The sequence below is a fragment of the Sinorhizobium saheli genome (assembly GCF_001651875.1).
GTDB lineage: Bacteria > Pseudomonadota > Alphaproteobacteria > Rhizobiales > Rhizobiaceae > Sinorhizobium > Sinorhizobium saheli.
In genome coordinates this window covers 50,097-69,492 of sequence record NZ_LNQB01000068.1, presented here as the reverse complement: position 1 = coordinate 69,492, position 19,396 = coordinate 50,097, and the positions used below count along the sequence as shown (strand labels likewise).

Sequence of the window (19,396 nt, the reverse complement as noted above, 5' to 3'; positions counted from 1 at the left end):
CTTGCGGGAAGGTCGGAGGCCGGGTCCTGCGCCGCTCCCGTGCGTTACCCCCGGCCGCGATAGGTCGGCACGCCCTGGTCCGGCAGCCAGACGCCTTCGGGCGGGTTGCCGGTCTGCCAGAAGACGTCGATCGGGATGCCGCCGCGCGGATACCAGTAGGCACCGATCCTGAGCCACTTCGGCGAAAGCAGCGACACCAGCCGCTTGGCGATGTCGATGGTGCAATCCTCGTGGAAGGCGCCGTGGTTGCGGAAGGAATGCAGGAACAGCTTCAGCGACTTGGATTCCACCAGCCAGCCGTCCGGCACATAGTCGATGACGATATGGGCGAAGTCCGGCTGTCCGGTCATCGGGCAGAGCGAGGTGAATTCCGGCGCGGTGAAGCGCACGACGAAATCAGTGCCTGCGTGGCCGCTCGGCACCCTTTCGAGCACCGCCTCTTCCGGGCTTTGGGGCAGATCGACCTTTGCCCCGAGCTGTGAAAGTCCTGTTAGGTCCGTCTTGGTCATTTCCGTAGTGCTCCACTAACTTTGACGCGCACGCCGTGCGCCTTTTCGCCTTCCGGCTCGACATGGATGGCGATGCTCGCGCCCGGATGGACGGCGCGGATCGCTTCCTCGATGCGGTCGCAGATGTCATGGGCGTCGCCGACCGGCATCGCCTCCGGAACGACCATGTGGAAATCCACGAAGGTCGCCTTGCCCGCCTGCCGCGTCTTCAGATCGTGGACGCCGAGCGAGCCGCCGGCATTGGCCGCAATCGCCTGCTTGATCGCCTCTTCCTCCTCCGCCGGCACCGCCTTGTCCATGAGGCCGTCGATCGAGCGCGAGATGACCTTCCAGCCCTGGAACAGGATATTGCCGGCAACCACGATCGCAAGCAGAGGATCGAGGATGGTATAGCCGGTGCCGAGGACCAGGAGAAGCCCGACGAGCACGCCGGCCGAGGTGACGACGTCGGAAAGAACGTGATGCCCGTCGGCACTTAGCGCCGGCGACCGATGGGCCCTGCCCGCCCGGATCAGCACGATCGCCCAGATCGCGTTGACGATGCCGGCGCCGAAGTTGATCGCCAGCCCTAGCGCCGGCGCATCGAGGGTGGCCGGCGCCATCAGGGCCGGTATCGCCTCCCAGATGATCACCAGCGCCGCCACCACGATCAGCACGCCCTCGATCACCGCGGAAAAATACTCCGCCTTGTGGTGCCCGAACGGATGGTCGGCGTCCGCCGGTTTTGCGGCATAGCCGATCATGGCATAGGCGATCACCGCCGCCACCACGTTCACCGTGGACTCGAGCCCGTCGGACAGGAGCGCAACGGAACCCGTCACCCACCAGGCCAGCATCTTCAGGCTCATCACCCCGAGAGAGAGCGGCACGCCCCAGAAGGCGAGCCTCAGGACTGTTCGATTGTCGGACGCAGCCATCTTCATTCCTCGTGCAGATGCAAACGCTTTGCAAATGCACATCCATTCAAACGCAAAACCGCCCGCGCGGGTTTTCGCGCAGGCGGAGCTATACGTCATATGGGCGATGTCGCGCCGCTTGTCAAAGGTTTACCGGCGGCTGCGCGAGATCACGCCGCCTTGATCTTCGCCCGCTTGGCGAGGTGCGCCACCACGTTCTCGATCATCCGCATGCCGGCGTCGCCGCCGAGCGTCATGATCGATTCCGGATGGAACTGCACGGCCGCCACCGGCTCCTTCAGGTGCTCGATGCCCATGATCGTCCCGTCCTCGCTTTCGGCGGTGATCATGAACTCGCGCGGCAGGCTGGAGGGATCGGCGAAGATCGAGTGATAGCGCCCGACCGTCACTTCCTTGCCGAGGCCCGAGAAGACGATGCCGGGCTCGAGCACGCGGATGCGTGAGGGCTTGCCGTGCATCGGGATCGCCAGTTGCCTGAGATCGCCGCCATAGGCTTCGGCAAGCGCCTGAAGACCGAGGCAGACGCCGAAGATCGGCAGTTCGCGCGCCCGCGCCTTCTTGATCGTCGCCCTGCAGTCGAAATCCTTCGGGCTGCCGGGGCCGGGCGAGAGCACGACGAGATCCGGTTTGACCCGGTCGAAGAGCTCCTCGGCGACCGGCGTGCGCACGGTGGTAACCGTCGCGCCCGTCTGGCGGAAATAATTCGCCAGCGTATGGACGAAGCTGTCCTCGTGGTCGACGAGCAGGATGTTGACGCCCGCGCCGACCGGCGCGACGTCGCGCGCCGCATTGGCGCTGTTGGCGGCTTTCGCGTCGCGGATGGCTGCAATCATGGCGGAGGCCTTCAGTTCGGTTTCGGCTTCTTCCTCTTCCGGGTTGGAATCGTAGAGCAGCGTCGCACCCGCCCTCACCTCGGCGATCCCGTCCTTGATGCGGATCGTGCGCAGCGTCAGCCCGGTGTTCATGTCGCCGTTGAAGCCGACCATGCCGATCGCACCGCCATACCAGGCGCGCGGGCTCTTCTCATGGGCTTCGATGAAGCGCATCGCCCAGAGCTTCGGCGCACCGGTGACGGTCACCGCCCAGGCGTGGCTCAGGAACCCGTCGAAGGCATCCATGTCGTCGCGCAGGCGGCCCTCGATATGGTCGACCGTGTGGATCAGCCGCGAATACATTTCGATCTGGCGACGGCCGATCACCTTCACCGAGCCCGGCACGCAGACGCGGCTCTTGTCGTTGCGGTCGACATCCGAGCACATGGTAAGCTCGGATTCGTCCTTCTTGGAGTTCAGAAGCTTCAGGATCTGCTGGCTGTCGGCGATCGGATCGTCGCCGCGCTTGATCGTGCCGGAGATCGGGCAGGTCTCGATGCGACGGCCGGAAACGCGCACGAACATCTCCGGTGAGGCGCCGACGAGATATTCCTGGTTGCCGAGATTGATGAAGAAGGAATAGGGCGACGGATTGATCGCCTTCAGCCGGTTGGAGATCTCCGAGGGGCGGCTGTCGCAGCGCTCGTAGAACTTCTGCCCCGGTACCACTTCGAAGAGATCGCCGCGGCGGAAGCTCTCCTTCGCCTTGACGACCAGCTCTGCGTATTCGCCCGGGCGATGGTCGCCATGCGGCGGAATGCTGTCGACGCTCAGGAAAGGCTCCGGCGCGATATCCGCCGCCTTGCCCTCGGTCGAGAGGCCGTCCCTGGCGAAATCGTAGCGGTCGATCCAGGCCTTGGCCGCATAGTGGTCGACGACGAGGATCTCGTCCGGCAGGAAGAGGACCATGTCGCGCTGGTCGTCCGGACGGGCGAGCTTCAATTCGATCGCGTCGAACTGGAAGGCAAGGTCGTAGCCGAAGGCGCCGTAGAGCCCGAGGCTCGAATCCTCTTCCGAGTGGAACAGGTTCGTCACCGCACGCAGGACGGTGAAGACGGTCGGCATCTTCGAGCGCTCTTCCTCGGTGAAGACGCGATCGGGCTCGTTGACGGTGAGGTCGAGGCGGCGGGCGGTGAGTGCACCGAGCGTGATGTCGGCGACGGATTTCAGATGCTCGGCAATCAGCGCCAGCAGCACCTCGCCGCGCTCGTTATAGGCTTCGATCCAGAGCGAGCGACCGAAGGAGGAGATGGCGAGCGGCGGGTCGACGACGGCGGTGTCCCAACGGGTATAGCGGCCGGGATATTCGTAGTTCGAAGAGAAGACGGCGCCGCGCCGCTCGTCGAGCCTGTCGACATAACCCGCGATCGCGCCCGCATAGGAAGCATCACGCCGTCTGCGCGTGACCACGATGCCGCCCTGGGTGGTGTAACTCTCAGCGCCGTCTTCCAGAATTACCGTTGCCATTCGTCTCGCTCCGTAAAAGCCCGGTCTTTCCACGCGGCCAGAATACGAAAAAGCCGCCTCGAAATCTCCGGGCGGCTTCATGTCTCAATCACGCATGACTGGTCAAGGCCGCCTCAGCGAGCCCACCACCAGATCGAAATGTTCTGCGTGTTTGCCATGGGCGCAACTGTTAGCCTGCCTCGCGTGGCTTAGCAAGCGGCGAGTTCAAAAAAGGGCGGCCACGATGGTCGCCCCTTTTGAAGAAGCCCCTGAAAGCCTCAGAAGCGCTGCGTCAGCGAGACCTTGAAGGTTCGGCCCGGCTCCGAATAGAATTCCGCCGGCTGAATGAACGTGTTCTGCGTGTTCACCGCGTCCCAATAGGTCTTGTCGAATATATTGTAGATGCCGGCGTTCACCCGCAATCCCGGCATTTGCTCCGGCTGCCACCAACCGGTCACGTCGACGATGCCGTAGCCGGGCGCCTTGAAGCTGTTGGTCGACTTGTCCGAAACGGCCGCTGCTGCCGTCAGGATCAGGTCGGTTCCCCAGGTTTCCGTTGCATAGCCGAGGCCGAGCACGCCCTTGAGCGGCGGCACCGAACCCAGCACCTCGTCCGTGTCCAGGTCTTGGCCATAGGCATAGGCGAGAGCCGTGCGCACATGGAATCCGTTGCTGAAGACCTTGTGTCCCGACACCTCGATACCGTGAATCGAGACGTTGGCGCGGTTTATCGCCTCGGTGATGCCGAGCGGATAGGTGCCGGTCGTATCGGCGGTCCGGCGCTCGTCGATGAAGTTCCTGTACCTGTTGTAGAAGGCGCTCACGCGCCCGCCGAACTCCTCGTCCCCGAGATTGGCGCCGACCTCGAAGCCGTGGCTCGTTTCCGGCTTCAGGTCGGGATTGCCGATCTGCAGATAGCTGCCCGGCGCGCCGTAGTTCAGGTAGAGCTCTTCCGCCGTCGGCGGCCGGAAGGCCATCGCCCATTGCGCAAAAAGCTCGACCTCTTCGGCCGCCTGGTAGGTCGCAAGCAGCTTCGGCGAGAGCGCCTGGTCGCTCTGGCCCGGCGGCAGGCCGTCATAGTTGGGATTGCCCATGTAGGCCGCGGTGTTTTCCGGCGCGTAGTCGTACCAGTCGAAACGGATGCCCGGCGTCAGCGCGAAGGGGCCATCGCCGATCGAAATGCGATCCTGCAGATAGATGCCGAACTGCCGGCTGTCGACATCCGGGCTGTCGGACTGGTTCGTGTGCAGGAAGTTGCAGGTCGGGGTGGGTGTCGTGTCGCAGCTATCCTCGCCCGAGGAATATTGGTGCAGCTTGCCGATCGCAAAGTCGCCGCCGAGCGTCACCTTGTGCTGGAGCACGCCGCTGTCGAAGAACTTGTCGACATAGCCGCCCGCGCCGAAGCTCTCGTTTTCGGCCTCGTTGAGGCGCGAGTAGTCGCCGATCACCGAGAGGCTGCGGTACGCATCGACGCCGTTCTCGCGAAGCAGGCGCTGCCAATAGACGACGGCGGAAGCGCTGTCGAACCAGGCGTCGTCGTCGGTGGCCGCGAAATCGTAGTCGAGCGACAGGCGCTCGCGCCGGGTATTGTCGACTTTGTCGTAGTCGCCCGGACGGTAGTTGCCGGTGAGGCTCTGGCCCGACATGAAATCGATGTCCTTTTCACGGTCGAAGCGCTCGGCCGTCAGGCCGAATGTATGCCCGCTGTCGGTATATTGGCGGACCTTGAACAGGAGGTTGTTCTGGTCGTAGTCGGCGGGATCCGCCTCAGTGCGCGTCGTGGAATAACCGCCGACATCGCCGTTGCTCTTCCTTTCGTGTCCCCTCTTGTAACCGCCCTGGACCAGGACCGCGGTGTTATCGTAGCGCGCGGCACCGGCGGCGGATCCGCCGAGGCCCTCGTCTTCGCCGTCATAGGCGAGCTTGAAGATGCCGCCCCAGGTCCTGCCCTCGCCGATCAGGTCTTCCGGCTCGAGTGTCCTGAGCACCACGGCGCCGCCGAGCGCGCCGCCGCCGGCGCGGCTGGAATCGGCACCGCGCACGATGTCGACGGCCGAGAGGGCGGCGAAATCGAAGCTGTCGATCCCGCCGTCCGCGTCGCGCGCACCGTCATCGATGAACGGGATCGGAATGCCGTCTATCGTCGTCAGCACACGAGGCCCCTCGAGGCCGCGAATGTTGACGCTGCCGTTCGAGCGGTTGAAGCCCACGCCGGGCTCCAGGCTTCTGCCCAGATCCTCGAAGCTCGATATCTGGTTGTTGTCGAGCTCCTCTTGCGTCACCTCTTCGGCAAGCGGGGTGTCGGCCACGCCTTCCTCCCCCCCGCCTTTGACGGTCAGCTTTTTCAGCACGGTGACGCGATCTTGTTTTTCATTGGCCGTTGCCGCTTCGTCGGCCGATTGCGCACGGGAAAATGTCGTCCCGGCGAGGGTGACGAATGCCGTGCATGCGAGGAGCGCCAGGCGATGATGCCGGTTGAGCATGGACCAGTCCTTTTGAGATGTTGGCCGGGCTTGCTGTTGAGCGGCGAACTCAAGGGCTGGCTGGGCATGTGTCGGAAATCGGGCAAGACGGGCTTCGCTCGCCTTATTTGCGCCACATAAGAAAACATGAGTGTAATAGTCAATATAAATTAGGGTGGGGAAGGACGTCCCCCTCCCCTCCCGACGACCTCCTGACGGGCCCGTCCTGAATTTCAGCACAATTTGAAACAGGATTGTTTTTCCGCGCGTTACGCCGCTTCGGCCGCTACACGGGAGGACCTCAATGCGCCACGCCGTCGGAATGATACTGCTTTCCTCCGTGATCCTTACGGGCGCGACGCTGCCGAAGAAGGGGCCGGTGCCTGTTGCAAAGCCCGCGACCCTCGGCGGACAACCGACACCGATGCCGCGACCCCCATCGAAACCGGCGAAGGCGCGCGACGGCGATGAAGGTCTCGCCAACGACGCGAGCAAGGCGGAGAGCCCGCCCGGGAAAGGTGAGGACCTGCCGCAGAAGGATGACGCGCTTCCCCCTCCGCCCGGGAGCGCGGCCCCGGCGGAGGTGATCGTTCCAGTCAAGACGGAGTCCGCCGAGGAATATGCATCCTGTCTCGCCGCGCTGAGGAAGATCGGCAGCCGCTTCACCGAGGCGGCACGCATCGACGACGGCAGCGGCTGCGGCATCGACAAGCCGATCGAGGTCGAGACGATATTGCCCGGCGTGGCCCTCTCCCCAGGGGGAAGGATGCGCTGCCGGACGGCACTGGCGCTCGCCACCTGGACCAAGGAAGCGGCGGCCCCGGCGGCCCGCACGGCCTTCGGGCCGGATACCCGCATCACCGCCTTGAACCAGGCCTCCACCTATGTCTGCCGGCACAGGAACGGTGCGAGCACGGGCAAGATATCGGAACACGCCCACGGCAACGCCGTCGACATCGCCTCCTTCGAGCTCGCCGACGGCAAGACCATCGTCATCCAGCCACGCGACGAGGACGGCACCTTGACCGGCGCGTTCCAGCGCGCCGTCACGGCCTCGGCCTGCCTCTACTTCACGACCGTGCTCGATCCGGGCAGCGACGAGGCGCACGAGATGCACCTGCATCTCGACGTCATCGAGCGGGAGAACGGGTACCGCTACTGTCGATAGAACCGGCTGGGAATCGCCCCTCATGCATGCGGTGGGCAAGCGGGGAGAGGCTCAGGGTGGGGGGCAAAATCCTCGACCTTCGCTTCTGCTCCGCCCTGCGAGATACTATCGAAGCGCCACGAACTCGCCGGAGAAGCGGCCGGCTGCCTCGCCCTCGCTCATGAGCTCGGCGGTGACCACGAGGCGCGCCCGGCCCCGTCGTTCCAGCAATCGCAGGAAGCTCGGCCATTGCCCTGGGTCCGCAAGGCTCGAGCGGGCCGAGAATGCGCCTGCCATGGGCTTTAGGTAGTCCATGGTGTTGCTCTGGATCACCAGGCGGCCGGCAACGCCGCTCGAACGAAGTCGAAGGTGCAGGAGCGACCAGGCGGAGAGAATCGCAAGGGCGGAAGCGCTGCCGCCGAACACGGTTTCACGATGGTTTATGTTCGGTGCCAGCGGCGCCTGAAGGAGCACGTGATCCCAATCGGCGGCCACCACCTCGACCTTCATCGCGGCGGAAAGCGGTATGTGGGTGTGGAGGTAGGCCTGCAGTTCCGTTGGTGTCATGATGCCTCCCTGTTGTTCCCGGCGACGCTATCGGAGACGTAGTGCTCGAGCGAAAGCACATCGAGCGAGTGGCCGCAAGTCGGCTTTCGGATAGGCAAGCGCTCCCGTCTCGATTGAAATTATCGGCACGCGACACGATCTATGAAACCGCAGCCGATCTTCCTTTGGCTCATCCCGCCGTCACCCGCCCCACCCGAGGAGCATTCCATGCCGCTCACCATGCACACGCTTTCCGTTCCCGCCTTCACCCGTGGCTTTTCCGCCCTCAGCGGCCTTCTCGACAAGGCCGAGGCCTTCGCCTCTGAAAGTGGCCTGCCGCTCTCCGAACTCTTCGATGCGCGGCTGGCACCGGACATGCTGCCGCTCTCGGGGCAGGTCCAGAGGGCGAGCGACACGAGCAAGAATGCCATCGCCCGGCTGACCACCCTCGAAGTGCCGCGGTTTCCCGATGACGAAAGGAATTTCGACGATCTGCGCCAGCGGATCGGAAAAACCGTGGCGTTCTTCGAGACGGTCAAACCGGAAGATCTCGAAGGCAGCGAGAGCCGCGAAGTGACGCTCAGCTTCCCCAACTTCAAGATGACCTTCAGCGGCGAGGACTATCTCCTCAAATTCGTATTGCCGAACTTCTACTTCCACGTCACCACCGCTTACGCCATCCTCCGGCACAAGGGCGTTCCGATCGGCAAGTCGGATTTCATCGTCGGGCTCGGGTAGTTCTATACTTTCTGCCTCCGCGTCTTACCCCCTCTGGCCTGCCGGCCATCTCCCCCACAAGCCCCACAAGGGGGGAGAACATATGCGGCGGGCGCCTTGCTCCGACGAGCCGTCCTGCAAGCGGCACGCTCCCGCGGTGGCGTAGACGGTGCCACACCGCTTCTCCCCCTTGTGGCCCCCTGTGGGGGAGATCGCCGGCAGGCCAGAGGGGGTGGACGCCCGCGACGGTGTTAAAACAGCCCCTCGATCAGCCCCTCCTCGTTGAGGCAGATTCGCTCCGACGAAGGCACCTTCGGCAGGCCCGGCATCGTCATGATCTCCCCGGTGATGACGACGATGAAGCCGGCGCCGGCGGCAAGCCGCACCTCGCGGATCGGTACGGTGTGGCCGCTCGGCGCGCCGCGCAGGTTCGGGTCGGTCGAGAAGGAATATTGGGTCTTGGCCATGCAGATCGGCAGTTGCCCGTAGCCCTGGTCCTCCCAGGTCCTGAGCTGGTCGCGCACGACCTTGTCGGCGATGACCTCGCTCGCGTGATAGATGTCCTTGGCGATCGTCTCGATCTTCTGGAAGAGCGGCATGTCGTCCGGGTAAAGCGGCGAGAACTGCGAATGCCCGGCATTGGCGAGGTCCACGACCTTGCGCGCGAGCTCCTCGGTCCCCGCCGAGCCCTGGGCCCAGTGCTTGCAGAGGATCGCCTCGGAACCGAGAGTGGCGACATAGGCCTTGATCGCCTGGATTTCCGTTTCCGTATCGGTCGTGAAATGGTTGATCGCGACCAGCACCGGCACGCCGAATTTCTTGACGTTCTGCACGTGCCGGCCGAGGTTGGCGCAGCCCTTCCTGACCGCCTCGACATTCTCCCGGCCGAGGTCCTCCCTTTTCACGCCGCCATTCATCTTGATCGCCCTGACGGTCGCGACGACGACGGCAGCGTCCGGCTTCAGGCCCGCCTTGCGGCACTTTATGTCGAAGAATTTCTCCGCCCCGAGGTCGGCGCCGAAACCGGCCTCGGTCACGACATAGTCGGCGAGCTTCAGCGCCGTCGCCGTGGCCACGACCGAATTGCAGCCGTGGGCGATATTGGCGAAAGGCCCGCCATGGACGAAGGCCGGGTTGTTCTCGAGCGTCTGCACCAGATTCGGCTGCATCGCATCCTTGAGCAGCACCGTCATCGCCCCGTCCGCCTTGATGTCGCGCGCAAAGACCGGGCTCTTGTCGCGCCGGTACCCGATGATGATGTTGCCGAGTCGCGTCTCGAGGTCCTTGAGGTCCATCGCCAGGCACAGGATCGCCATGACTTCAGAGGCGACGGTGATGTCGAAACCGGTCTCGCGCGGATAGCCGTTGGCGACGCCGCCGAGCGAACCGACGATCTGGCGCAGCGCCCGATCGTTGATGTCCATCACGCGGCGCCAGGCGATGCGGCGGATGTCGATCGCCTGTTCGTTGCCCCAGTAGATATGGTTGTCGATCAGGGCCGAGAGCAGGTTGTGCGCCGCCGTGATCGCGTGGAAGTCACCGGTGAAGTGAAGGTTGATGTCCTCCATGGGCACGACCTGGGCGTAGCCGCCGCCGGCCGCACCGCCCTTGCTGCCGAAGCAGGGGCCGAGCGAGGCTTCCCGGATGCAGACGATCGCCTTCTTGCCGATGCGGTTGAGGCCGTCGCCGAGGCCGACGGTCGTCGTCGTCTTGCCCTCGCCCGCCGGCGTCGGGTTGATCGCCGTCACCAGGATGAGCCGGCCGCTGCTTTTCTCCTTTTGCGCGGCGATGAACGCGGCGCTGACCTTCGCCTTGTCGTGGCCGTAGGGCAAAAGATGCTCCGGCGGTATGCCGAGCTTTTCACCGATCTCCGTGATCGGCTTCTTCTTCGCGGCGCGCGCGATCTCGATATCGGATCTGACCTCCGGCATGTCTCCCCCCTTTTTCGCTCGCGCACTCCGCCTCCTCCGCGGAACGCGCGCTGCGTTTCTTTGCGCTTACGCTGGCATGCCGCCCGTCAGCGCGCAAGGATGTCGCGCATTTCGACGAGGTTCGAGCGGACGCGAAGGATGTAGAAGCCCATGGTGGCGAGATGAGTCGGCATGATCCAGCCATCCTCGCGGCCGTTCGAGATGATGAGCGGCTGGATGCGCAGCGCCGAGCGAAGCTGCTTCAGCGTCTCGGTGTAGATTGGCGTCAGGCCGCGTTGCTGGACGACATTCTCGAAGTCGGCACCGGCGGCCGAAAGGATGCCGTAATAGCCGTAGAGCTGGCCGAAGGAGAACCAGAAGCGGTCGTCGGCCCGCGTGTCGAACCAGCCGCCATTGTGGAATTCCGAGCGCTCGCGGATGATGGCGGAGGTATTGCCGAGGTCGTTGGCGATGCGGTCGAGGAACTCGACCATGTTGTCGGACCGGCCGTCGAAGACCGCTTCGCATTTTCCGAGCGAGACGTTGAACTTCCGGAAGTCGCGCTCGGCGGCGCGGTAGAAGCTCGGCGTCGGGGTCTTGGGGCCGAAGGGGTTGAGGCCGAAATACCAGGTCTCCTCGTCGAACTGGATGTTGCCGCGGGCGCTCTGCAGGTCGTTGTTGATGCCTGAGGTGCCGCGGACGCGGCCGAGCGAATCGACGAGCTCGACCGCCGTGCGCCGCACCGCCTGGTTTATGCCGCGCTGGAACGACGCCTTGTTGTCGAGCCAGGGCGTGTCGTCCCAGTCGAGCCCGAAAAAGCCGAGCTTGTAGGCGAGCATCGAGGATATCCAGGCATTCTGGTTGACGTTGAGGTCTATCAGATCCGCCGTCACGTCGACGATGGCCGAGGTCTGGCAGACCGTTCCGGCCGGAAGTTGCACGACGGCGAGCGCCTCGGTCGTGCTGTCGGCACCGGAGGGTTGGACCGCGGCCTGGTTTGCGCCCGCCGCGGCACCGGACTGACCCGTCGCCGCACCCGGGCCGCTGACCGGCGAACCGGCCGGCACCGTGCGCTCGGCAAGCTTGTAGCGATCGACGTAGTCCGGATCGAAATTGGTCCAGGCCTGCGTCTGCCAGATGAAGTATCCGTAGAAGACGACGAGTGCCAGGAGGATCAGCGCGATCGGCCCCTTGATGATCCAGCTCCGCCCCCGGTACCAGGCGCCGAGCGCGACGAAGGGCCAGAGAATCCACGCCACCGCCAGGCCGATGCCACGGCCGATCGCCGTGAAAACACGCTGGAAGAACGCAACGATCGGATCGAACATGTCCTATTCCTCTTTGAGACCGTAGAGCTTGTGGCGGAAGGCGGCCTTGTCGCTGAGATATGTGCCGGTCAGCGTTGCCACAACATATTCGCGGAACTTTTCGCCGTAGCGTTCGTAGGCGCCGTAGAAGCCTTGCTTGTCGAACACGAAACGCGAGACGAAATCGCGGGGGACGAGCTGTGAAATGAGCTGGTTGACGAGCCACCGGTCGGGGTGGTCGGGTGCGGCCCTCACCAGGAGGAAACGATTTTCGGGCGCGATCTCCTGCATCTTGATCGAGCCGGTCGCGGCGATCGCCCGCGACATTTCCTGGAGGAACGGATAGAGCCCATCGCGCGCGACGAGGGCGGCGTTGCGGTGAATCCAGGTCTGCAGCCAGATCCGGTCGGCATTCGTCAGATCGGCCCCAGGATCGACATCGTTGATGAGGCCGCGCACGACCATGTCCGCACGGTGCTGGAAAAGACCGGATTCCTGCACCCAGGATGCCTGCGGCAATTGCAGCCGCCTGGTCGTCGCGAGAAAGTCGTAGATGCGGGCGTGGTCGGTAATCGCGATGTAGCTCACCTGCCAGGGCCGCGACCGCCGGAAACCCGGCACCGAAGGATCGCAGATGACCGTCGTCGTCTTCTCGTCGAGGAAGACGTAGACACCGCCGAAATGGTTGGCCCAGAAGGCCTGGTGGCGGAAGACGAGCTCGTCGGGAACGAGCGCGTTCTGCCGGATGTCGCCGGTCGTCCTGGCGAGTTCCACCATCCGCTCGAGCATGGGGTCGTCGGCCCAGGCATTGGGCACCTTCTTCAGCCGGTCGATGAGTTCGCGAAGCTCGGTCGCCTTGCCGAGCATGTCCTCGGCCGAAAGCACCCGGAAGCGCACTTCGTTGATCGACAGGAGATCGTCGATATCCTCGACCATTGAGACCGAATCCTCGATCTCGCCATAGAGCGTGTCCTTGATCGTAACCGCATTGATCGCCCGGCTGTTGGCGTTGAAGAATTCATGCATCAGCGCCGCGGTGTTGGAAAAGCTCGTGTGAACCACGGGCAGCTCCGCCTGCGCGGGCGTCAGGATGATGAAGCGGCGGTTGACGCGATTGGGATCGAGATAGTCGCGATCGCCGAGCTCGTGGGCGACCTCCGGCGAGAAGCCGGTCATGTCGATGCTGAAGCGCGCGAGCCCGGTCGGCTTCAACCCGAAGCCCCCGAGCGCCTTGTTGTAGCGTGCGATCAAATGCGGCTCGGCGATCTCGAGCAGCCGCCCGTAGATGAGTTCCGCTTCGAGGAGGCGTTTCATGCGGTGGTGCTCCCACGGCGCATCCTCTGCCTCTCACCGAGCCTCCGCCTCTGCCCCTCACCCTGGCCCTCTCCCCGCGCACGGAAAGAGGGGATGCCAGCGTCGTGCGTGGACGCTCCGCCCCACCCAGCCGAAGTGCGTCGAAACCGACCATCAAACAACCCCGAATCCGGATAATACAATGCGGTCAAGCGATTTCGTCCCCTCTCCCCGCGAGCGGGGAGAGGGCTAGTTTTCGGGTTGAACCCGAGGAGAGGGGCAAATCGCAAGGCAAATCTCGACATTTCAATCATGTCTTCCACCCGCAGGAATGAACGTCAAATCCGTCGTCCTTACCTCGCGCACCAATCGCTTCTCCAAAATGGCAACGATCGTCTCCAAAACCCCGGCGCGATCGCGGAATATGTGCGTGTTCCAAAAGCGAGCCACGCTCCAACCGTTCAGGAGCATGTACTTGTCGCGCGCAACATCGCGGCTACTGACGGCGTGCTGGCTGCCGTCTACTTCAACGACCAACCGCGCATCGCGGCAGGCGAAATCGGCGAAGTAAGCGCCGATCGGAAACTGCCGGACGAACTTGAAGCCGTTGAGGCGCCTGTCCCGCAGTTCCGACCACAGGATCGACTCTGCGTCGTTGTCGCCTTGTCTGAGGTCTCTGGCGCGCTGCGTCCGGCGTTCGTTGGCCCCTCTCATGCGCGCTTCACCTTGTGGCTGCCCCTCACCCTGGCCCTCTCCCCGCACGCGGGGAGAGGGGATTCCGTTGCGGCCGACGGTGCCAGTCCGAGACACAAATGGCCGTCAGCCGGGGGCGATTTGCACCCGCCTAATCCAGCAAAGGCGTGTCCGGAATCCACCAACGGCAATCCCAAACGCGGACCTCGTCCCCTCTCCCCGCCTGCGGGGAGAGGGTTAGGGTGAGGGGCAAAGCCCAGGGCAATGAGACGATCAATCATCCCTGCCACCTGCCCTCGCGCTTCATCGTCTCGATCTCGCGGATCGCCTTTTCCCGCTGCCGCTCGCGGCGGATGATGTCGGCGACGGCGGCATCGTCGGACTTGTCGGTGTAGCGGAACTCGCTGTCGGCATAGCGGTTGATTTCCTGCAGCACCATGTCGATGGTGATGGGCCCGCGCAGTTCCTCGATCATGGCCTTCTTCTCGTCGTAGGACTTGTGCATGAAGGAGCCCGCATCCTTGAACCAGTCGTCAGGCAGTTCGACGTCGATCGCCCGCATCTTGATCGCATCGGTGATGTTCCTGATCGCCCGGCCGGTGAAGCGCGGTTCGGCTTCCTTGATCATGTGCAGATAGGCGCCGACATCGGCGAGCGTGGCGATCTTGCCCTTCTCTTTCTCGTAGCGTTCCCAGACCGCGGCGAGCCCCTCCTCCTGCGGACGCGAATGCGCGGCGTAGGATTGCGAAACCGCGCGCTTGATTTCCTGGCCGGCATAGAGCTCGTGTTGCCCGAGCGGAATCTCGTGGTTTTTGCCGACGAGGAGCGCGAAGATATCGATATAGTCCGTCTCCGTCTGCGGCCCGTCGACCAGCCAGCGTGCGCCGGCCCGCTGGCGCAGCGCATCGTCGACATTCTCCGGGTAGTTCGAGAACATGCCGAAGGTGCAGTTGCCGCGCACCACGGTGGAGGCGCCGGCGAAGCTCTCCATCAGCACCGCCGTCACCTCGTGCTGGCCGGCCGAGGCCCGGTCGTCGAAACGCTTCGCCGCCACCTGGTCGACATCGTCGATCGTGCCGAAGCCGATCGCCCGCGGGTTCATCACGTTGTTGACGAACTCCTTGCAGTTCTGGCCGGATTTGCCCTGGTAGGATGATATCTGGTCGACGCCGAAATTCTCGTAGTGGAAGGGGTAGCCGGCGACGCCGCAATAGTCGTGAAGCATGCCGGCGAGCATCTGGATGAGAATCGTCTTGCCGGTGCCGGGCATGCCGTCGCCGATGAAGGTGAAGAGGAAGCCGCCGAGCTCGACGAAGGGGTTCATCTGCCGGTCGAAATCGTAGGCCATCAGCATCTTGGCGAGCTTCAGCGCCTGGTACTTGGCGATGTGGTTGCCGATGATCTCCTCGGGCTTCTTGAAGGTCATCACCAGGGGCTTGCGCTTCTGCCCGGGCGCGACATCGAAGCCGTTGAGGGTGAAGTCGTCCTGGTCGAGCCGGAGATGCACGGTCTCGAAACTCTGCAGCCCGGTGAAGCGCGCCTTGCGGGCGATCAATCCCTCGATCGCGACGCGCGAGAAGGCGCGCGCCCGCGCGGTGAGCGTCAGGTCGTCCGGCGCGCCGGCGATGCTGCGCTCAAGGCCGGCAACCATGCTCTTCAGTGCGTCCTGCGGCGTGTCGAAGAGGAAATCCGGCTCGGCGGCGTCGTCGACGGGCTCGCCCTCCCCCGCAAGCGTCGCGCCTATATAGGCGGCAAGCGTGAAGGCCGCGACATAGGCCGAAGCCGACAGCAGCGCCTTGAAGTGTGCGGCGTCCTCGCCGGCAAGCGGTGCGCTCGCATTGCGCGCCTGCAATTGTTCGAGATCGGTCTGCCGCCCGAAGACCTCGGCCACCGCAAGCGCCACCTGGATGCCGCGGCGCGTGCGGTAGAGCACCGCATGCTGCGCCGGTGACAGCAGCGGATCGGCGCCGCGCACCGCCTGGATGGTGCGCTGAAGTTCGATCTCGCGGGTGCGGCGCTGGCCCCCGGTCGAAACGGTGGAGACGAAGCGGCGGCCGGTGCCGGCGATCGGGGTTCCGGCGGCGGCATCTTCCTTCTCCAGGATCACCAGCTTGGTCACGAGGCTCTGGGCCACCGCCTGATGCTTGGCGATGTCGTCCTCGTGCAGCGTCGTCAGGCCCGCATTCAACGTCATGGCTCAAACCTCGCTCACCACCTGGTTGCCGGAAATGACATGCACCTTGTAATCGCCGAAGACCTGCCCCGCCTCGCCGGCGGCATAGAGTGCCTGGTAGGCGTCGTGCGGCACCAGCGCGTGCTTCTCGTAGGCGCTCACCCCCATGCGCGCCGCCTCGAGATTGGCGGTATCGATATGGAATTCCTCCTGCGCCGGCGTCGTCGACCAGAAGCCTCGCCTCGCCGGCCGCTCCGCCTTCGAGAAGACCTCCTGCACCGTCCAGGTGAGCAGCCAGGCATTTTCGCTCTTGCGCACCTTGGAGAGGATCTCGTTGATCCTCGCATTGTTCTCGGTGATGCCGGCCGAATAGAACGGTCCGAGCACGATGCGCCGAAGCTGCTTCGGGTGCAGTTCCGGGAAATCCTTGTCGAGATTGGTGGCGATCGTCACCGGCGTCAGCGAATAGGCGCTGTTCTTCGAGGCGAAATCGTCGAAACGGCTCGCAAGCTCCGGATTGAGCAGGCCGCCGACCGGAAGCGGGATATCCACGTCGGGGTTGAGCCTGCCGTCTTCGGTGACCAGCATCCGGACGATGTCTTCCGAGGAATCCTCGATCGTCGCCATATAGACCATGGGCAAGGTCTGGCTGCCGTCGAAGGCCCCCCAGGAGACGACGTAATAGGGCCGCATCGTCCTCGGATTGACGGCGACCCGGATCGTCTCCGGCAGGATGAACGGCGAGAAGATGTCGCCCTTGCCGATCTGCTCGAGATAGAGCCTCTCGGCCATGCGGGCCTGCAGCGCCTCCGGAAAGGCCTTCTGGCGGAGGATGAAATCCACCATCTCCTCGCGCAGCGCATCGGCGGCAGGGATGTTCGCCAGGCGCTTCTCCGCGCTCTGCCGGTCGTTCTCGAGCTCCAGCACGCTCTGGAAAACGGGGAATCCGCTTTCCGCACGCGATATCCGGAAATGCTCGACGAAGCCGATGCGGTTCTCCCAGCAAGCAACGGAGGCCTTCAGCCGGGCGAGAAAGGGAACGATGACCTCCCCGACGACCGTGTTGCGGTAGAGCGGCGAATTGCGCTCGCCGAGGAAGAGCTCGAGCCCGGCCAAAGCGGCGCGAATGGAGGCGAAATACTGCCTGACGGCAGGGGGAACCGCGGTGTTCATTCAAGTCCTCCCGGCAAATGCCGAAAGGCGGTCGGAAAGCTGGTCATGCCGCCTTGCCGATCACTGCTTCACGTAGTTTGCGGCATTGTGCTTGTCCATCACCGACTGGAAGCGACGGGCAAAGGCGTCATCGGCGAGCTTCTTGCGCCGCTGGATATCCTGCGTCGCAAGCATGTTCTTTTCATGCATTTCCAAGAGGTCGCCGATATGGCGCTGCGCGGCGGCGCCGATCCCCGCCATCGTCTCCTCGGCGGCCGTGTCGACCTGGCTGCCGAGCGTGTTGATCTTGTGGGCAACGTCCTGCTGCGCCGCCGTCTTCAGCGAGTCCTCGAGCGCCTTGTAGAGGACGATGCGCTGCTCGGTGTCGATGGTCAGCTTGTTGATCAGCGTGTTCTGGGCGGCGATCTGGTTGTTGAGCGAATCGACGAAGGTCTGGAACATCGCCGTGTAGCGCTCGAGCGTCTGGCTCTCGGCGAGCAGCTCCTGCTCCTTCGCCTGCTTCTCGTTATACTCGGTGGCAAGCTGCGAACGCTCGGCTTCGAGTCCGGTGCGGGTCATCTGGTCGGTCGAGGCGGCGATCCGGTTCTCGATGTCGAGCAGCAGCGGATTGAGTTCCTCGATACGCTTCTGCGTCTCCTCGAGCGCCGCCATGGTGCCCTTGCGCCGCTCGATCACCTGGATGAGGCTCTGTTCGGAGGTCTTGTAGCGCTGGTCGAGGATCGACCGCTGCTCCTTGAGGATGCCGACGATGGTGTCGGACTTGGAGAGCAGTTCCTGCAGGTTGCCGGCGAGCGACATGTTTCGGACGCGATCGGTGCGCATCCGCTGCATCGCCTGCTTGGAGAAGATGCCGATGAACTTCTCGTAGCCGGTATAGCTCTTCATGCTTTCGAATTCGGCGCCGAAGACATTGGTCGCGTCCTCCAGCCCGATGATGAGATCGGCAATGTTGGCTTCCATCACCTTCTGCTGGCTGATCACGTCCTGGATGCGGGCGTTCTCGATATCGAAATTGACGTCGCCGAGCTTCGTGTCGGCCTTGGCGAACTGTTCGAGGACGACGCCGGACTGCTCCAGCTTGCTGCGCATCTGGTCAACGACGCCGCGCGTCTTCTCGATTTCCGCGTCAAAATTCTGAAGCGTCGCCATTCGATTTCTCCCTCCGTCCGGGCAAGCATGTGCGCGCCGGATTATTCAGCCCTCGATTGCAGTTATATAAAGGGTGTTTACAGGATAACGACAAGGTGGCGCGCCGGCTTTTTCGCTTAAACGCATACGGCCCGAAACGGTTCGGCGGTTTCGGGCGGCATGCAGCAAATTCAAGGTGCGACGGCGTCGCCGCCGGCGCGGCCGGCGATGGTCAGCCCTTGCGAATCCGCTCTTCCCAGTGGCGCCGGCAATAGGAGACGTACTTTTCATTGCCGCCGACATCCACCTGCGCTCCCTCGCGCACGACCTTGCCGTCGCCGTCGAGGCGCACGACCATCGTCGCCTTGCGCCCGCAATGGCAGATCGTCCTGACCTCGCGCAATTCGTCCGCAAGCGCCAGAAGCGCCATCGAGCCCGGAAAGAGCTTGCCCTGGAAATCGGTGCGCAAGCCATAGGCCATCACCGGGATGCCGAGGCGATCGGCGACGCGGGCAAGCTGCTAGACCTGCTCCTCGCCGAGGAACTGCGCCTCGTCCACGAAGACGCAGGCGATTTCGCCGGAGCCGTCGCCGGTCAGGCGCTCGATGAGCCCGTAGAGATCGTCCTTCGCGTGGAAGGGAATCGCCTCCGATTCGAGGCCGATGCGCGACGCGATGCGGCCCGTGCCGGCGCGGTCGTCGAAGGCGGCGATCAGCATGACGACGCGCATGCCGCGCTCCTGATAGTTGTAGGCGGCCTGCAGGAGCAGCGTGCTCTTGCCCGCATTCATCGTCGCATAGCTGAAGTAGAGCTTGGCCATTGTCCCCGTCTCCGGAATCGCATGGCGCTACATGACGAGGCCGGCGACGAATGGCCAGAGCATGGCGGCGCGACCCACAGAATTTCGCAGGCGCCCCGCGAACCGCCGCCATGGCCGTCGCATGGCCGCGCCGCGTCCTTTTTAGCTGCCATTGCGACATTCCGCGTCGCTCTGTGCGCCCCCTTAATGTAATGAGGCAATACACTGCCGTCGACGCCAAGGCGCTTGAATTCGGGCTTCATTGGTGTTTGGCTAAAAAAACAACTGACGCAGGGGAACGATG

At 63.9% G+C, this 19,396-nt stretch carries 15 protein-coding genes and 1 pseudogene; 2 read left to right on the top strand and 14 right to left on the bottom strand.

The annotated features are described in order from the left end of the window. Nucleotides 1–44: 44 nt before the first annotated feature. The 5 genes from queF to ATB98_RS09630 all read right to left on the bottom strand — a co-directional run bounded on the left by queF (nt 45) and on the right by ATB98_RS09630 (nt 6,227). Nucleotides 45–509 (bottom strand): preQ(1) synthase, encoded by a 465-nt coding sequence (gene queF / locus ATB98_RS09645; protein ID WP_066872584.1) that lies wholly within the window; start codon nt 507–509, stop codon nt 45–47. Beyond that, on the bottom strand, nt 506–1,426 hold the full coding sequence (locus tag ATB98_RS09640) for a cation diffusion facilitator family transporter (RefSeq protein WP_066872792.1): 921 nt from the start codon (nt 1,424–1,426) through the stop codon (nt 506–508). The genes queF and ATB98_RS09640 overlap by 4 nt, the downstream gene beginning before the upstream one ends. A gap of 149 nt (nt 1,427–1,575) precedes the next feature. Beyond that, nucleotides 1,576–3,765, bottom strand: coding sequence for an anthranilate synthase (locus ATB98_RS09635; protein WP_066872581.1), 2,190 nt, complete (start codon nt 3,763–3,765; stop codon nt 1,576–1,578). Between the two features lie 113 nt (nt 3,766–3,878). Continuing rightward, on the bottom strand, nt 3,879–3,923 hold the full coding sequence (gene trpLE, locus ATB98_RS29765) for a trpE operon leader peptide TrpLE (protein WP_178385068.1): 45 nt from the start codon (nt 3,921–3,923) through the stop codon (nt 3,879–3,881). 99 nt (nt 3,924–4,022) lie between these two features. Beyond that, complete coding sequence (locus ATB98_RS09630) at nt 4,023–6,227, bottom strand: TonB-dependent hemoglobin/transferrin/lactoferrin family receptor (protein WP_066872578.1); 2,205 nt, start codon at nt 6,225–6,227, stop codon at nt 4,023–4,025. Nucleotides 6,228–6,510: 283 nt separating this feature from the next. Between ATB98_RS09630 and ATB98_RS09625 the strand changes: the two genes are divergently transcribed. Further along, nucleotides 6,511–7,374 (top strand): extensin-like domain-containing protein, encoded by an 864-nt coding sequence (locus tag ATB98_RS09625; protein ID WP_066872575.1) that lies wholly within the window; start codon nt 6,511–6,513, stop codon nt 7,372–7,374. Nucleotides 7,375–7,479: 105 nt separating this feature from the next. On the opposite strand, the gene ATB98_RS09620 is transcribed toward ATB98_RS09625, so the two are convergent. Continuing rightward, nucleotides 7,480–7,920, bottom strand: a complete 441-nt coding sequence (locus ATB98_RS09620) for a thioesterase domain-containing protein (RefSeq protein ID WP_066872573.1) — start codon at nt 7,918–7,920, stop codon at nt 7,480–7,482. 207 nt (nt 7,921–8,127) lie between these two features. Here ATB98_RS09620 and ATB98_RS09615 point away from each other — a divergent pair, with 207 nt between their 5' ends. After that, nucleotides 8,128–8,637 carry a DUF1993 domain-containing protein gene (locus ATB98_RS09615; RefSeq protein WP_066872789.1) on the top strand — a complete coding sequence of 170 codons (510 nt, stop codon included), beginning with the start codon at nt 8,128–8,130 and terminating at the stop codon, nt 8,635–8,637. 230 nt (nt 8,638–8,867) lie between these two features. Here the strand turns inward: ATB98_RS09615 and ATB98_RS09610 are convergent, their stop codons facing one another. The 8 genes and pseudogenes from ATB98_RS09610 to ATB98_RS09575 form a co-directional block, all read right to left on the bottom strand. After that, nucleotides 8,868–10,547, bottom strand: a complete 1,680-nt coding sequence (locus ATB98_RS09610; RefSeq protein WP_066872570.1) for a formate--tetrahydrofolate ligase — start codon at nt 10,545–10,547, stop codon at nt 8,868–8,870. 86 nt (nt 10,548–10,633) lie between these two features. After that, a complete protein-coding gene (locus ATB98_RS09605; RefSeq protein WP_066872567.1) occupies nt 10,634–11,854 on the bottom strand; it encodes a DUF2333 family protein in 1,221 nt (406 codons plus the stop codon). 3 nt (nt 11,855–11,857) lie between these two features. Next, nucleotides 11,858–13,147 (bottom strand): DUF6638 family protein, encoded by a 1,290-nt coding sequence (locus ATB98_RS09600; RefSeq protein ID WP_066872564.1) that lies wholly within the window; start codon nt 13,145–13,147, stop codon nt 11,858–11,860. 285 nt (nt 13,148–13,432) lie between these two features. Continuing rightward, nucleotides 13,433–13,840, bottom strand: coding sequence for an endonuclease domain-containing protein (locus tag ATB98_RS09595; protein WP_066872562.1), 408 nt, complete (start codon nt 13,838–13,840; stop codon nt 13,433–13,435). A gap of 256 nt (nt 13,841–14,096) precedes the next feature. Further along, nucleotides 14,097–16,013, bottom strand: a complete 1,917-nt coding sequence (locus ATB98_RS09590; RefSeq protein ID WP_066872559.1) for an AAA family ATPase — start codon at nt 16,011–16,013, stop codon at nt 14,097–14,099. 3 nt (nt 16,014–16,016) lie between these two features. Continuing rightward, nucleotides 16,017–17,165: a hypothetical protein gene (locus tag ATB98_RS09585; protein WP_066872556.1), complete on the bottom strand. Its 1,149-nt coding sequence runs from the start codon at nt 17,163–17,165 to the stop codon at nt 16,017–16,019. A gap of 60 nt (nt 17,166–17,225) precedes the next feature. After that, nucleotides 17,226–18,314: a coiled-coil domain-containing protein gene (locus ATB98_RS09580; protein WP_066872552.1), complete on the bottom strand. Its 1,089-nt coding sequence runs from the start codon at nt 18,312–18,314 to the stop codon at nt 17,226–17,228. Nucleotides 18,315–18,525: 211 nt separating this feature from the next. Beyond that, a pseudogene (locus ATB98_RS09575) lies at nt 18,526–19,113 on the bottom strand (thymidine kinase). Nucleotides 19,114–19,396 lie beyond the last annotated feature (283 nt).

Bases quoted from the DNA above. Each gene is read 5' to 3' on its own strand.
- queF (WP_066872584.1), bottom strand. From the start codon at position 509: ATGACCAAGACGGACCTAACAGGACTTTCACAGCTCGGGGCAAAGGTC.
- ATB98_RS09640 (WP_066872792.1), bottom strand. From the start codon at position 1,426: ATGGCTGCGTCCGACAATCGAACAGTCCTGAGGCTCGCCTTCTGGGGC.
- ATB98_RS09635 (WP_066872581.1), bottom strand. From the start codon at position 3,765: ATGGCAACGGTAATTCTGGAAGACGGCGCTGAGAGTTACACCACCCAG.
- ATB98_RS09630 (WP_066872578.1), bottom strand. From the start codon at position 6,227: ATGCTCAACCGGCATCATCGCCTGGCGCTCCTCGCATGCACGGCATTC.
- ATB98_RS09625 (WP_066872575.1), top strand. From the start codon at position 6,511: ATGCGCCACGCCGTCGGAATGATACTGCTTTCCTCCGTGATCCTTACG.
- ATB98_RS09620 (WP_066872573.1), bottom strand. From the start codon at position 7,920: ATGACACCAACGGAACTGCAGGCCTACCTCCACACCCACATACCGCTT.
- ATB98_RS09615 (WP_066872789.1), top strand. From the start codon at position 8,128: ATGCCGCTCACCATGCACACGCTTTCCGTTCCCGCCTTCACCCGTGGC.
- ATB98_RS09610 (WP_066872570.1), bottom strand. From the start codon at position 10,547: ATGCCGGAGGTCAGATCCGATATCGAGATCGCGCGCGCCGCGAAGAAG.
- ATB98_RS09605 (WP_066872567.1), bottom strand. From the start codon at position 11,854: ATGTTCGATCCGATCGTTGCGTTCTTCCAGCGTGTTTTCACGGCGATC.
- ATB98_RS09600 (WP_066872564.1), bottom strand. From the start codon at position 13,147: ATGAAACGCCTCCTCGAAGCGGAACTCATCTACGGGCGGCTGCTCGAG.
- ATB98_RS09595 (WP_066872562.1), bottom strand. From the start codon at position 13,840: ATGAGAGGGGCCAACGAACGCCGGACGCAGCGCGCCAGAGACCTCAGA.
- ATB98_RS09590 (WP_066872559.1), bottom strand. From the start codon at position 16,013: ATGACGTTGAATGCGGGCCTGACGACGCTGCACGAGGACGACATCGCC.
- ATB98_RS09585 (WP_066872556.1), bottom strand. From the start codon at position 17,165: ATGAACACCGCGGTTCCCCCTGCCGTCAGGCAGTATTTCGCCTCCATT.
- ATB98_RS09580 (WP_066872552.1), bottom strand. From the start codon at position 18,314: ATGGCGACGCTTCAGAATTTTGACGCGGAAATCGAGAAGACGCGCGGC.